Raw genomic sequence first — 12,853 nt, 5'->3', positions numbered from 1 at the left:
GGCTCTCCCGGCATCCATGCCGGTCGACCCACTGCGCGAAACCTACACTCGGCCTCCCGAAGTCGCGGGGTAGATCAAGATCAACAGCCTCGATAGCGGCGCACACAATATTTGTAGCCGCTGAGGTACATCTGCGTTTTCGATCTAAAAATTGCATCTGTCGCCACGCGATTGTGTAGTCGACTCAAAAGCCCATCACAACAGGCCGACCGCAGGTGCTGTTATGGGGGTTGACCGGCATGGATGCCGGGAGAGCTGCGCCGGGCCATGGATGGCCCGTCGCAGCGGGCCCCCATAACAGTGCCGGAGTGAGGGCACCGGGCGAGCCTAAGCGAGGTCGGCCGGATGGTAGGGCAAGGACCTTTTGGTTCCTTTTGGGGCTGTTTGCCAAAAGGGACTCGCTGTAAAAGCGAAACGGATATACCGGTTAAACGCTTGTAACGGATATGTACTTGGCGCTCCTGTAATGAAACACGGCTGGCCGACCCGCAGGCTAATTCCAGCGCCACTCACCCAGATCAATCACTAAACAGGCACTGCTGCTGGACCCAAACACTACGTCAATCTTGCGATTGGGCTCGTAGCGGTCCGATCCGCGACCGCCTATCAAAATCTCACCACAACGCTGATCCCGCGTATGGGGATGGTCTTCCCACACCGGCACACTGTCTAACTGCAACTGGCGCACGAGTTTGTAAAGGATAAAACTGCGCACGCAGCGCCCGTTGATACCTTCAAAACTCAACGATTTGCGCAAAAAAGACAAAATGGAGTCACGCTCTTTGTAGCAACGCTCCATGATCGCCCCGTAGTACTGCTCGCGCCCACAGCTGTGCGGCACCGTGGGCAGCGAAATCACCGCCAGCAAATTCGAGCCCTCAGTGCTGAATCCCATAATGTGGCGCCCCTTTAACTGATCCAGCCAGAAGATTGCAAATGTGCCGTCCAGCGCGGGAAATTTCGGAAATAAGCCCTCAAGGTCAACATGGGCGCTGTCTCGCGTATCGCTTAACGCACAGGTTCTGACCGAACTCTCGGGTATGAGGGTTAACTCGATTGACATCGCGCATCTCCATTGCCTGCACCGACCAGAACGACACTCGCTGTCACAAGTTAAGCAGGTTTACAAAAAGCCTCTACTGTCAGAAATGACAGGCTGTCAGGAAGGTGCACCTAGCAGATCTGCCAGTACCTGCAACGAGAAAAAAGGAGCAGCGTGAACACTGTCATACATAACTCACAGGTTGCTCCTAGATGAAAACAACTATGCTTGCCTCGTTCCAGTACGACCCCTTGGACCGCCTGACCGGTACGAAGTCTGCGCTGCAGTCAAACAGCCTGCGGTTTTATTGCCAAAGCCGGATCGCCACAGAAATCCAGGGCGCCGCGCTGCACTCGATCATGCAACACGGCGATCAATTACTCGCTCAGCACTCACAAGAAGCCACTCACCAAACCAACACTTTGCTGGTAACTGATTCACAGCGTTCTGTATTGCATACGATGAACAACACAGAACAACAAGCCATTGCCTATTTACCTTTTGGTCATCACACAACCCCAAGTGCTAACACCCCTCTATTAGGCTTTAACGGCGAACGGGCCGAACCATTAACTGGGCATTACTTATTGGGCAATGGGTATCGGGCGTTTAACCCGATACTGATGCGGTTTAATAGCCCAGACACTATGAGCCCATTTGACAAGGGCGGCCTCAACAGCTACGGCTACTGTCTGGGCAACCCGGTCACCCGCCGGGATCCGTCAGGACACTTCTCACTAAAAAGCATCATTATCTCTAGTCTCGCAGGCACGGGCATAAGCGCAGCGCTTACCGGCATGGCGCTTGCCGCTAGTACTCCTAGGCGCTTTACTTCCAGCACCGCTTTAGGAGCATATGTCTTTGGCAGTGTCTCGGTGGTTGCCGGGGCTGTATCTATCGTTGCTCGCAAAACGATTATCATCGGACCTATGCTGGCTGCTGGAAGCGCGGTAGCGGGAACTATGGCCCTGACGTTGGGTGTACTCGCAAAACGCAACGCTAGAGCCGCTGCACGAAGAACAACTGTCACTTCCGGCGCCCAAAATGTTGTAAATAACATGATCCAATTATCCCCACGCACTAGTCGCGCCGACACCCTTCCATCGCTTTTGGAAGAGGGAATAGAATTGGCAACAATCAAAATCGATAAACTCACGAAGAATGCGACCAGTATTCGCGAGTCCACTGCCTGAAGTAACACCTAACACCCACCCTGCCTCATTAATATCGCCGTCAACCCGGCGATATCGGGAGCCCTTACCTAGCAGATCTACCAGTACCCGCCCCTGCGAATAAAGCCCACAGTGGTTACCTGCGGTCTATTGACGAAGGAAGAGAAGGCCCATGAAGAAAGCAACGTTGTTCACCTATCACTACGACCCCCTGGATCGACTCAAGAGCACAACGCCTGCGCTGCAATCAGGCAGCCTGCGGTTTTATTGCCAGAGCCGGATCGCCACAGAAATCCAGGGCAGCACGCAACACTCGATCATGCAGCATGGCGATCACTTGCTGGCCCAACAGACACACCAAGCCGATCAATACATCAGCACCTTGCTTACCACCGATTTACAACGTTCCGTGTTGCAAACGACAAACGGAGCAGAACAACAGACCATCGCCTATTCACCGTTTGGTCATCATACGAACGAACACACAAACACCCACTTGTTAGGGTTTAATGGCGAGCGTGCAGACCCTATTACCGGGCATTATTTATTGGGCAATGGTTACCGGGCGTTTAATCCAGTACTGATGCGATTTAACAGCCCGGACAGTTGGAGCCCGTTTGGAAAAAGTGGAATCAACTCATATGCGTATTGCATGAACAACCCTGTACTTAGGGTTGATCCTACCGGACACATACTCCAATACATTATGCAAAAAGGATTAGATTTGGCACAATCACTAAGAAAAGCGTATATCAATAATATATTAGGAGGCATAAACCTTAACTCGCCGGGCATGGATAGTTATAGGCTAAAGATCAAACCAGGAATTTCAGTTGCCGATGCTTTCAACGCACGCGATGAAGTATTTAAACTTAATCCATATATTTATTATCAATCCGCCAAATCATCATTATATTTAGAAGACTTATCCCAAACACCATTTGCACCCTCGCTAAACTTGCAAGAACAAGCAATTGCAACTATCAAATCAAATAACCTCTCTACAAAAAATCTTCCAAACCCTATGCAAAAACTAGTCACCAGCACAACATCAAACCGCCCATACTATAATACTGCTCAAAGAATTAAAAACGGAGCTTATGACCCCAAAACTCAAAGCCCAGACACAAATAACCTATATATTGATGACAACCAAAAAGATACTGATATTTACTTAAATAATTTACACGCGCGCACCCGCGCCATTAGCACGGAAGCCCTAGATAAATATATCGCAATAGAAGAGGCATATTTCATTAGGGGCGAGGAGTAAACAACGTCAAAAGCACGACACGAAAAGCCCCCTCACTCATCCCGCCGTAAATCCGGCGGAATGGGCACATCCTTGAGCGGGTCAGGCCGCTTGCCTTTGCCCGCCTGATGCTGACGAATCTGATACACGTACGCCAATACCTGCGCCACGGCCAGATACAGCCCTGCCGGAATTTCCTGCTCAAGCTCGGTGGAGTGGTAGATCGAGCGCGCCAGCGCCGGGGACTCCAGCAGCAGGATGTTGTGCTTGGCGCCGATTTCTCGAATTTTCAGCGCCAGAAAGTCGCTGCCTTTGGCCAGCAACATCGGCGCCCCGCCTTTCTCGGGGTCGTATTTGAGGGCCACGGCGTAGTGCGTCGGGTTGGTGATGATGACGTCCGCGTCCGGGATGGCGCTCATCATGCGGCGCTGGGACATTTCGCGCTGCACCTGACGAATGCGCTGTTTAACCTCGGGTCGACCTTCCTGGTCTTTGTGTTCGTCGCGGATTTCCTGCTTGGTCATCAGCAATTTTTTGTGGCTTTCCCACAGTTGCACCGGCACGTCGACAGCGGCGATCAGGATCAAGCCGCAGGCCATCCATAAAGCGCTCCAGCCCACCACTTGCACGCTGTGGATGACCGCCAGTTCCAAGGGCTCATGGGCGATGCGTAGCAGGTCGTCGATGTCGGATTTCAACACCAGCAATGCCACGATCAGGATGATGAAAAACTTGGCCAGGGCTTTAAGCAGCTCAACCAGCGCCTTGGCCGAGAACATGCGTTTTATCCCAGCCGCAGGGTTCATGCGGCTGAATTTGGGCGCCAGGCTGCCCGCGGCAAACAGCCAGCCTCCCAGTGAAATAGGACCGATGAGTGCGGCAATTAACAAGGTGATCAGCACCGGTTGCACGGCGATCAGGGCGACTTTGCCCGAGTGCAGTAGAAATGCGCCCATGGAATCGGTGTTGAGCAGTGTTTCGCGGCTGATGCTGAAGTTGTAGCGCATCAACTCCATGAGGTCTTCTGCCAGCGCGCCACCAAAAATCAGTAGCCCGGCGGAACCCGCCAGCATGATGGCCAAGGTATTGAGTTCTTTAGAGCGTGCGATTTCGCCCTTTTCCCTGGAGTCTTTTTTTCGTTTCTCCGTGGGGTCTTCTGTTTTATCGGCACCGCTCTCGCTTTCAGCCATGGCTATTTTGCCTGTGCCAGTTCACGTAAGAACTGCAAGGCCTCTGAGGCCAGCGGTTGATACTGGTTGAGAATGTCGGCCATGCCGATCCACAGGATCACCATGCCCAGTACCAGGGTCAGCGGAAAACCAATGGCGAAGATGTTCAATTGCGGCGCGGCACGGGTCATGACGCCAAAGGCGATGTTGACCACCAGCAAGGCGGTGATGGCTGGCAGTACCAGCAGCAATGCGGCACCCAGCACCCAGCCCAGTTTGTTGGCGATTTCCCAATAGTGATTAGTCAGCAGCCCGCCACCGACCGGCAAGGTAGTGAAGCTCTCGGTCAGCACTTCAAACACCACGAGATGCCCGTTCATAGACAAAAACAGCAGGCTCACGAGCATGGTGAAAAACTGCCCGATTACCGCTACGTTGACGCCATTGGCCGGGTCGACCATGGACGCGAAGCCCATGCCCATCTGGATCGCGACGATTTGCCCGGCCACCACAAACGCCTGGAAAAACAGCTGCAATGAAAACCCAAGCAACGCGCCAATGATGATTTGCTCAGCAATCAGCATCAGCCCGCTGAGGTCCAGCGGGTTGACCGTAGGCAGAGGCGGCAGGCTGGGCAGAATCGCTAGGGTGATCGCCAACGACAAAAACAACTTGATGCGTTTGGGCACCAAGGTCGTCCCGATGATCGGCATGGTAGTCAACAACGCGCCTACCCGGAAAAGCGGCAGCATAAAGCTGGCGACCCAGGTACTGATCTGCGCGTCCGTCAGGGCCAGCAGCGACATTTAGCCGATCAACTGCGGAATGCTGCCGTACAACTGCAGGATGTATTCCATAAAGGTTTGCACTAACCAAGGCCCGGCCACGATCAAGGTGATCAGCATCACCAACAAACGCGGCAAAAAGCTCAGGGTCTGTTCGTTGATTTGGGTGGCAGCCTGAAACATGGCCACCAATAAACCCACCAGCAAACTGGGAATCACCAGCACCGCAACCATCATCGTGGTCAGCCACAAGGCACTGCGAAACAGGTCAACCGCGACTTCTGGGGTCATGGGGTTAGACTCCGCCGAAACTGCTGGCCAGGGTGCCGATAATCAACGCCCAACCATCGACCAATACAAACAGCATGATTTTGAACGGCAACGAGATGATCAGTGGCGAGAGCATCATCATGCCCATGGCCATCAGCACGCTGGCCACGACCAAGTCGATGATCAGAAACGGGATGAAGATCATGAAGCCGATCTGGAACGCAGTTTTCAACTCGGACGTGACAAACGCAGGCACCAGAATGGTCAAAGGGGCCGCGTCCGGGGTGGCGATGTCGGTACGCTTGGACAAGCGCATAAACAGTTCAAGATCGCTGGTGCGGGTCTGCGCCAACATAAAGTCCTTGATGGGGCCTTCGGCCTTCAAAATCGCGTCTTGGGCCGTGAGTTTTTCCGCGAGGTACGGCTGCAAGGCGTTTTGATTCACCTTGTCGAACACGGGCGCCATGATGAACATCGTCAAGAACAGCGCCATGCCCGTGAGAATCTGGTTGGACGGGGTTTGTTGCAGCCCCAGCGCCTGACGCAAGATCGAGAACACGATGATGATGCGCGTGAAGCTGGTCATCAGCATCACGAACGCCGGGATAAAGCTCAGGGCGGTCATGATCAGCAGAATTTGCAGGCTGACCGAATACTCTTGCTGGCCGTTAGCCCCGGTGCCCAGGGTGATCGCTGGAATCGAGAGCGGGTCAGCACCAAACGCGACAGGTGCGAGCAACGCTAACAACAGCGCAACAACTAAACGCATTACGGCTTGTCCTTTTGCTGACCGAGTATTTCCATCAATCGCTTGGCGAACTCCGGGGTTGCCGGCGCTGAGTTGCTGGGCACCGAGACGGGCTCTTTGAGCACGTGCAGCGGGGTAATGCGGCCCGGGGTAAGGCCGAGCAGAATTTGCTCATTGCCCACTTGCACCAACACCAACCGGTCACGCGTGCCCAGAGCCCGCGAGCCGACCAACTCAATGACCTGCCCGTGGCGCGGCCCTGTTTGCTGCACCCGGCGCAGCAGCCAAGCCAAGGCAAAGATCACACCCAGCACCAATAACAAGCCCAACACCAGTTGCGTCAACTGCCCACCTAGGCTGGTGCCAGCCACCGGTGCAACGGCCGTAGCTGCGCTGGCCACCGGCTCTGCCGCCAGCACGCTCAAGGGTAACGCCAGTAAACCGCCGAGAAGCCGTTTCATTTAGCGAAGCTTCTTGATGCGTTCGCTTGGGCTGATCACGTCGGTCAGACGGATGCCAAACTTTTCGTTGACCACGACCACTTCACCATGGGCAATCAAGGTGCCGTTAACCAGCACGTCCAGCGGCTCACCGGCCAGACGATCCAGCTCGATCACCGAGCCTTGGTTAAGCTGCAACAGGTTGCGAATGTTGATCTCGGTGCTGCCCACTTCCATGGAGATCGATACCGGAATGTCCAGAATCACGTCCAGGTTGGGACCTTCCAGAGAGACCGGGTCGTTATTGCGCGGCACGCTGCCAAACTCTTCCATTGGCAATCGATTAGAAGCAGGTTTTTTGGCCGCATCGGCGGCCAGCAGTGCGTCGATATCGGCTTGGCCAACATCGCCGGTTTCTTCCAGCGCAGCGGCCCATTCATCAGCCAGCGCCTGGTCAGCAGCCGTTGTATCGTGTTCGTTAGCCATCAGGTGTCCTCGGCGAGCAGTGAATCATTAACACCGCAAATTAGTGTGGCCCGGCGTTTAACGCCGAACGATGGGCTCGACCACTTGCAAGGCAAGGTTGCCTTTGTGCGAGCCCAGTTTGACCTTGAACGCGGGCACGCCATTGGCACGCATCACCAACTCGTCCTGCAACTCGATCGGGATCACGTCCCCAGGTGCCATGTGCAAAATATCTCGCAGGCGCAATTGGCGACGGGCGACGGTGGCGCTCAGCGGCACGCTAACGTCCAGCAAGTCTTCACGCAGGGCTTTGTTCCAGCGTTCGTCCTGATCGTCTAGATCGGACTGGAAACCGGCATCGAGCATTTCGCGCACGGGTTCGATCATTGAGTACGGCATGGTCACGTGCAGGTCGCCGCCACCGCCATCGAGTTCGATGTGGAACGTCGAGACCACAATGGCTTCGCTAGGGCCAACGATATTGGCCATGGCCGGGTTCACTTCCGAGTTGATGTACTCGAAATTGACCTCCATGATCGCCTGCCAAGCTTCCTTCAAGTCGATGAAGGCCTGCTCCAGCACCATGCGTACGACCCGCAACTCGGTGGGGGTGAATTCGCGGCCTTCGATCTTGGCGTGACGGCCGTCGCCGCCGAAGAAGTTGTCCACCAACTTGAACACCAGCTTGGCGTCGAGGATGAACAGCGCGGTACCGCGCAACGGTTTGATCTTGACCAGGTTGAGGCTGGTGGGCACGTACAGCGAGTGTACGTATTCACCGAACTTCATCACCTGCACCCCGCCCACTGCCACGTCGGCGGAGCGGCGCAGCATGTTGAACATGCTGATGCGGGTGTAACGGGCGAAGCGCTCGTTGATCATTTCCAGGGTCGGCATGCGGCCCCGGACAATACGGTCCTGACTGGTCAGGTCATAACTTTTGACGCTACCGGGCTCGGCGGCGGCTTCGGCCTGTACTAGGCCGTCATCGACACCGTGCAACAGCGCGTCGATCTCATCCTGGGACAGCAGGTCTTGCACGGCCATGTCGTGGTCCTACTGCAATACGAAGTTAGTAAAGAGCGCTTGATCAATGACCACTTTGCCGAGTTCTTTTTGCGCTACTTCCTGCACGCTGGCAGTGGTTTTCTGACGCAACATTTCTTGGCCCACCGGGGTCGCCAGGCTCTCAAAGGTCTGTCCAGAAAAGAGCATGACCAGATTGTTGCGGATCACCGGCATATGCACCTTGAGTGCATTGAGGTCATTTTGATCACGCGCCTGCAAGGTGACGCTCACCTGCAGATAGCGCTGGCGGCCGTTGTCATTGAAATTGACGACAAAGGCAGGCGGCAGCGGCTCGTAAATGGCGGCAGGCTTGACGTTGGATTCAGCCACCGGCGGCGGCGCGCTTTTGTCGCCGCTCATGAAGTACCAGGTGGCCCCCACAGACACGCCGATCGCCAGCAGCACGCCCACGACGATCACGATAATCAGCTTGAGTTTGCCTTTGTCGGCGGGATCTTTTACTGCGTCGCTCGTCGCCATGCCAATAATCCGTCACTTTTGGGGTTTCACAGGTGCATGACTAGGCAGAGCAAGTGTTATGCCAGAACCTTGATTGGGCACAACTCTTGTAGTCGCTGACGAGGTACGAGGCTGCGATGCAGGGCTGGAGAGAGGTCAGGCGTAGTAGTCCACGGCGCTGGAGCCCAGCACGATGCTTGGGGCTACAGGCTCAGGCGCCGCGACAGAGGCGTCCTCTTCACCACCACTTTGAAGCCGCTGGCCCGTGGAGCGGCCTTGAGTGTGTTGCTCCTGGCCTTGGCCCTGCCAACTGCGCGATTGGTCTGACACATTAACGTCAACCTGGCTCATGCCCTGCTGGGCCAGCATGTCACGCAGGCGGTGCATCTGGCTGTCCAGCGCTTCACGCACACCCGCGTGGCCACTCATGAAGTTGACTTGCGCCGACTGGTCGGCCGCAATGTTGACTCGAATGTCCAGACGCCCCAGCTCGGCCGGTTCCAATTGGATGTCGGCAGATTTGAGGTTGACACTGGACAGGTACATCACGCGGTTGACCACGTCCTCAGTCCAGCCACTCTGGTGCATCGCCAACGGCTGGTTAACCGGCAACGCATTCGCTGTTTTAGGCACGACGGCTTGAGTCAGGGCAGCCAGGCGATTAGCGAAGTCATCGACCCGCGTGTCGCCAGACGCGCTTTTCAGGTCTTTCAGCCCCTCGTCAATCAACCCCTTGAACGCCTTCTCGCCGCCTTCACCATGGGCAGAAGCATCGGCTTTTGGATCAATCAGCATGGCGATCCCACTCGACTGGCCGTGGGCTGCTGCGGTCGAATTATCCGACTGAGCGTTTTTCGTCGCAGACTGACTGCTGGCAGACACATGACCGCCCTGCTCCATTGCCAATCGCACAGCTGGCATGTCATCCAGCGGATCTGCGTCCGGGTCAAAGTTGTCATCCGTCGCCACGGCGGGCTGTGGTTGGGTTTGCACCGGCATGACGGTGGCGGCCAAGTGCGCAGCCTGAATGTCAGGTTGTGCAGGCGTAGCGGGCGGCGGGGCTTCGGCAACGGGAGGTGCAGCGGGCGCTATGGCTGTGGCCGCAGGTAAATCGACGGTCGACGGGGATTCATCAGGCTTAAGGGTTTTGTCATGCGGCTCGGTGTCTTTGCTCTTGCCACCAGGCAAGTGTTTGCCGCTATCGGCAATGGCTGGAGAGCTTTGCGCAGGATTGTCATTGACCGCTGCTTGCTTAGCGACAGCCTTAGGGCTCGCTTCAACAGACGCGGCATCGGACGCCTTGGCATAGACCTTGGAAAAATGCTCAGCCCCTGACTTGGCAGGCCCAACGTCAGGCTGTGCAGCTTTAGCCGCCGCGGCTTTGGACGTAGCAACAGCAGGTGTCTGGAGTAACGGATTGGCGGCGAGTGGCATTGGCAAAATCTCCGCTGTACGGCTGGCATAGGTACAGGTCGAAGAGACAGAGCAAGGTTCGGGCCAGCTTTAGCGTTAACCGCCAGAAGCAAAACTGGACGCAGCGACTCGTTGGCGCTCAGCACGATAAAGTTGGCGGACCATTTGGTACTCATCATCAATTTTGATGACCAACTCTTCGATGCCGGCCAGCTGTTTCTTTTGCGCACGCTCTTCGAGCTGCCCGCAAAGCTGCGCCAATCGAATGGCACCCATGTTGCTGCTGCTGCCTTTGAAGCTGTGAGCAACCAAGGTCAGGTCGCGCGCCTCGTGAGCGTTGTGCAGTTGGCCAATACGCTCTTCGGAGTCCAAGAGAAAGGTGTCCAGCAGTTCCGCGAACCCCCCTTCCATAACCTCTCGTAATGAGCTGATGACTTGTTGATCCATATGAATTTCAGACACTTGTTCACTCCTTGATCAAGAATGTGGCGGATTATGCCAGAGCCTCCCATGAAAACTCTACGGTCGACTTTCGACCTTCCTCGGACCAGCGCGCCGCCGGGCACAGTTGGCGCACCAAATTTAGCCCGCGCCCCGAGAAACGATCTAGTTCAAGCGGCCTGGCCATCATTTTGGCGACATCAAAGCCCTGACCACTGTCTTCAACGTCAAGGGTCAGCCGCCCGCCCCTTGGGCATGGCATTACTTGCATCGAAACACGCACAAAACCACGTTGTAATTCAGCTAGGCGTTGATTGCGCAATCGGTAATATCTTGTAAAACCTTCGGCATCACGCTTTAGCCGAGAATCGAGCCCCAATACGCCATGCTCAAGCGCATTACTGTAAAGCTCGGACAAGACAGAATGAATGACCGCCCCTTGCGCACGCAGCCCATGGACTTCCATCAGCAAATGCAGCAAGTAAGGCAGCGGATTGAATTGTTGCAACGTTGACGCACGAAATTCAAAACTGGCCGACCAGTCGAGCGGGCTGCATTGACCGCTGTCGGTGTAGAGCATGACTGGCATGCCCGGATGCTCCGGCAGTTGCGAGGTGATTAGCACCATGCTCACGTCATCGCGCGTGCGGCCCTGAAAATCACGCAAGGCTTGCTCAACCTCGTCGATCAATTGCTGCGGCTCGCGGTTGCTATCCAGCACCCGCTGTAACCGTTCCACGCCAAACAACTGGTCATCCGGGCCGATGGTCTCGGTCACCCCATCGGTGAGCAAAAACAGCTGATCACCGGGGTGCATCGGCAAGACCTGCGTCGAATGATCAAACGCTTTGGCTTTCAATACCCCCAGTGGCACATGTTGCGAGATCAGCGGGGTACGCTGCCCCGCAGCCCTTGCTTGCAGATAGCCATCGGGCATGCCGCCACTCCACACCTCGACGCTGCGTCGCTGTGCGCTGACGCACACCAGCGTGGCACAACAGAACATGTCGACAGGCAGGATACGTTTGAGCTTGGCATTCATTTCACGCAGCATTTCGCCCAAGCCGTAGCCTTTGGTCGTCATGCTGTAGAACACTTCCGACAGCGGCATCGCACCAATCGCCGCCGGTAAACCATGACCGGTGAAGTCGGCCAGCAGCACGTGGGTATCGCCCGACGGGGTGTAGGCGGCAAGCAGCAAGTCGCCATTGAACAAGGCGTACGGCGACTGTCGATAACGAATATTAGGCGCACTCAGGCAGCCCGAATGCGCCACCCGATCAAACACTGCCTTGGCCACTCGCTGCTCATTGAGCAGGTACTCATTGTGCCGGGCGATCAGGTCACGCTGTTGCAGGACGGTTTCCTGCAAGCGGCGCAGACGGTCCATCACGGTGATTTTGGCCGCCAGCAGCAATGGGTTGTACGGTTTAATCAGCACGTCATCCCCGCCCGCCTCAAGCGTTCGAGTCAGGGCATCGGCATGGTTGAGTGATGTCAGAAAGATCACCGGCACCAGCACCTCACCGGCCAGCGCCTTGATCTGGCGCGTGGCTTCAAAGCCGTCCATCACGGGCATTAGGCCGTCCATCAACACCAGTTGCGGGCGTTGTTGACGGAACAGCTCTACGGCCTCGGCGCCGTTACAGGCGAGCAGCACCTTATGCCCCTGACGCTGCACAATACTCGACAACAAAAGGCGATCGGCAGCGCCGTCTTCGGCAATTAATACCGTCAAGCCATGCGCTTGCGGCAATGGGCTGTTCAATTAATGTCGAACAGCTTGTCGAAGTTGGAGATAGCCAGCACTTTGCGAACATCAGAGTTGCTATTCACCACCCGCACATCCGATTCATCGCCGCCAGCATGGTCGCGCAGCAACAACAGCATGCCCAGCGCCGAGCTGTCGAGGTAGGTTGCTTCTTTGAGGTCTACGACCACTTGAGGAGATTTGAGCGAGCATTTTTCGTAAGCCTCACGAAATTCTTGGTGCTTGCTGAAATCAAACCGGCCCTTGATGGCGATCGTCAACTTGTTGCCATCGTTTGAAACGTGCGACGTCACTGCCATGTGGCTGCTCCTGTGTCCAATGTCGGTTGACAAAGAACTATAGACGCTGACTGCAATCT

15 protein-coding genes are annotated in these 12,853 nt (G+C 55.7%); 2 read left to right on the top strand and 13 right to left on the bottom strand.

What is annotated here, in order from left to right:
- Positions 1-493: 493 nt before the first annotated feature.
- Complete coding sequence (locus B347_RS0112125; RefSeq protein ID WP_019409965.1) at positions 494-1,063, bottom strand: hypothetical protein; 570 nt, start codon at positions 1,061-1,063, stop codon at positions 494-496.
- A gap of 191 nt (positions 1,064-1,254) precedes the next feature.
- Between B347_RS0112125 and B347_RS25580 the strand changes: the two genes are divergently transcribed.
- Together B347_RS25580 and B347_RS25575 are read left to right on the top strand one after the other, a co-directional pair.
- Positions 1,255-2,235: an RHS repeat-associated core domain-containing protein gene (locus B347_RS25580; RefSeq protein ID WP_081498285.1), complete on the top strand. Its 981-nt coding sequence runs from the start codon at positions 1,255-1,257 to the stop codon at positions 2,233-2,235.
- A gap of 151 nt (positions 2,236-2,386) precedes the next feature.
- Positions 2,387-3,487, top strand: coding sequence for an RHS repeat-associated core domain-containing protein (locus tag B347_RS25575; RefSeq protein ID WP_019409963.1), 1,101 nt, complete (start codon positions 2,387-2,389; stop codon positions 3,485-3,487).
- A 32-nt stretch (positions 3,488-3,519) separates the two neighbouring features.
- Here the strand turns inward: B347_RS25575 and flhB are convergent, their stop codons facing one another.
- The 12 genes from flhB to B347_RS0112055 form a co-directional block, all read right to left on the bottom strand.
- A complete protein-coding gene (flhB, locus tag B347_RS0112110; RefSeq protein ID WP_019409962.1) occupies positions 3,520-4,656 on the bottom strand; it encodes a flagellar biosynthesis protein FlhB in 1,137 nt (378 codons plus the stop codon).
- Between the two features lie 2 nt (positions 4,657-4,658).
- Positions 4,659-5,441, bottom strand: coding sequence for a flagellar biosynthetic protein FliR (gene fliR, locus B347_RS0112105; protein ID WP_019409961.1), 783 nt, complete (start codon positions 5,439-5,441; stop codon positions 4,659-4,661).
- Positions 5,442-5,711: a flagellar biosynthesis protein FliQ gene (gene fliQ, locus B347_RS0112100; RefSeq protein WP_019409960.1), complete on the bottom strand. Its 270-nt coding sequence runs from the start codon at positions 5,709-5,711 to the stop codon at positions 5,442-5,444. It lies immediately after the preceding gene.
- Positions 5,712-5,715: 4 nt separating this feature from the next.
- Positions 5,716-6,459 carry a flagellar type III secretion system pore protein FliP gene (gene fliP, locus B347_RS0112095; RefSeq protein ID WP_019409959.1) on the bottom strand — a complete coding sequence of 248 codons (744 nt, stop codon included), beginning with the start codon at positions 6,457-6,459 and terminating at the stop codon, positions 5,716-5,718.
- Positions 6,459-6,899: a flagellar biosynthetic protein FliO gene (fliO, locus tag B347_RS0112090; protein ID WP_019409958.1), complete on the bottom strand. Its 441-nt coding sequence runs from the start codon at positions 6,897-6,899 to the stop codon at positions 6,459-6,461. The genes fliP and fliO overlap by 1 nt, the downstream gene beginning before the upstream one ends.
- Complete coding sequence (fliN, locus tag B347_RS0112085) at positions 6,900-7,364, bottom strand: flagellar motor switch protein FliN (protein WP_019409957.1); 465 nt, start codon at positions 7,362-7,364, stop codon at positions 6,900-6,902.
- 57 nt (positions 7,365-7,421) lie between these two features.
- The gene (gene fliM, locus B347_RS0112080; protein ID WP_019409956.1) at positions 7,422-8,390 is read right to left on the bottom strand and encodes a flagellar motor switch protein FliM; all 969 of its coding nucleotides are present in this window, start codon (positions 8,388-8,390) and stop codon (positions 7,422-7,424) included.
- A gap of 9 nt (positions 8,391-8,399) precedes the next feature.
- Entirely contained in the window at positions 8,400-8,891 is a 492-nt protein-coding gene (gene fliL, locus B347_RS0112075) for a flagellar basal body-associated protein FliL (protein ID WP_019409955.1), read from the bottom strand.
- Positions 8,892-9,026: 135 nt separating this feature from the next.
- Entirely contained in the window at positions 9,027-10,304 is a 1,278-nt protein-coding gene (locus tag B347_RS0112070) for a flagellar hook-length control protein FliK (RefSeq protein ID WP_019409954.1), read from the bottom strand.
- A 75-nt stretch (positions 10,305-10,379) separates the two neighbouring features.
- A complete protein-coding gene (locus B347_RS0112065) occupies positions 10,380-10,745 on the bottom strand; it encodes an Hpt domain-containing protein (RefSeq protein WP_026014132.1) in 366 nt (121 codons plus the stop codon).
- A 31-nt stretch (positions 10,746-10,776) separates the two neighbouring features.
- Complete coding sequence (locus tag B347_RS0112060) at positions 10,777-12,492, bottom strand: ATP-binding SpoIIE family protein phosphatase (RefSeq protein ID WP_192812372.1); 1,716 nt, start codon at positions 12,490-12,492, stop codon at positions 10,777-10,779.
- Complete coding sequence (locus B347_RS0112055) at positions 12,489-12,794, bottom strand: STAS domain-containing protein (protein ID WP_019409951.1); 306 nt, start codon at positions 12,792-12,794, stop codon at positions 12,489-12,491. The genes B347_RS0112060 and B347_RS0112055 overlap by 4 nt, the downstream gene beginning before the upstream one ends.
- Between the last annotated feature and the right edge of the window lie 59 nt (positions 12,795-12,853).

The organism is Pseudomonas psychrophila HA-4 (genome assembly GCF_000282975.1).
GTDB lineage: Bacteria > Pseudomonadota > Gammaproteobacteria > Pseudomonadales > Pseudomonadaceae > Aquipseudomonas > Aquipseudomonas psychrophila_A.
This window is presented reverse-complemented; position numbering and strand designations above follow the sequence as displayed.

Excerpts from the sequence above, each read along its gene's own strand:
- B347_RS0112125 (WP_019409965.1), bottom strand. The coding sequence starts at position 1,063 with ATGTCAATCGAGTTAACCCTCATACCCGAGAGTTCGGTCAGAACCTGT.
- B347_RS25580 (WP_081498285.1), top strand. The coding sequence starts at position 1,255 with ATGAAAACAACTATGCTTGCCTCGTTCCAGTACGACCCCTTGGACCGC.
- B347_RS25575 (WP_019409963.1), top strand. The coding sequence starts at position 2,387 with ATGAAGAAAGCAACGTTGTTCACCTATCACTACGACCCCCTGGATCGA.
- flhB (WP_019409962.1), bottom strand. The coding sequence starts at position 4,656 with ATGGCTGAAAGCGAGAGCGGTGCCGATAAAACAGAAGACCCCACGGAG.
- fliR (WP_019409961.1), bottom strand. The coding sequence starts at position 5,441 with ATGTCGCTGCTGGCCCTGACGGACGCGCAGATCAGTACCTGGGTCGCC.
- fliQ (WP_019409960.1), bottom strand. The coding sequence starts at position 5,711 with ATGACCCCAGAAGTCGCGGTTGACCTGTTTCGCAGTGCCTTGTGGCTG.
- fliP (WP_019409959.1), bottom strand. The coding sequence starts at position 6,459 with ATGCGTTTAGTTGTTGCGCTGTTGTTAGCGTTGCTCGCACCTGTCGCG.
- fliO (WP_019409958.1), bottom strand. The coding sequence starts at position 6,899 with ATGAAACGGCTTCTCGGCGGTTTACTGGCGTTACCCTTGAGCGTGCTG.
- fliN (WP_019409957.1), bottom strand. The coding sequence starts at position 7,364 with ATGGCTAACGAACACGATACAACGGCTGCTGACCAGGCGCTGGCTGAT.
- fliM (WP_019409956.1), bottom strand. The coding sequence starts at position 8,390 with ATGGCCGTGCAAGACCTGCTGTCCCAGGATGAGATCGACGCGCTGTTG.
- fliL (WP_019409955.1), bottom strand. The coding sequence starts at position 8,891 with ATGGCGACGAGCGACGCAGTAAAAGATCCCGCCGACAAAGGCAAACTC.
- B347_RS0112070 (WP_019409954.1), bottom strand. The coding sequence starts at position 10,304 with ATGCCACTCGCCGCCAATCCGTTACTCCAGACACCTGCTGTTGCTACG.
- B347_RS0112055 (WP_019409951.1), bottom strand. The coding sequence starts at position 12,794 with ATGGCAGTGACGTCGCACGTTTCAAACGATGGCAACAAGTTGACGATC.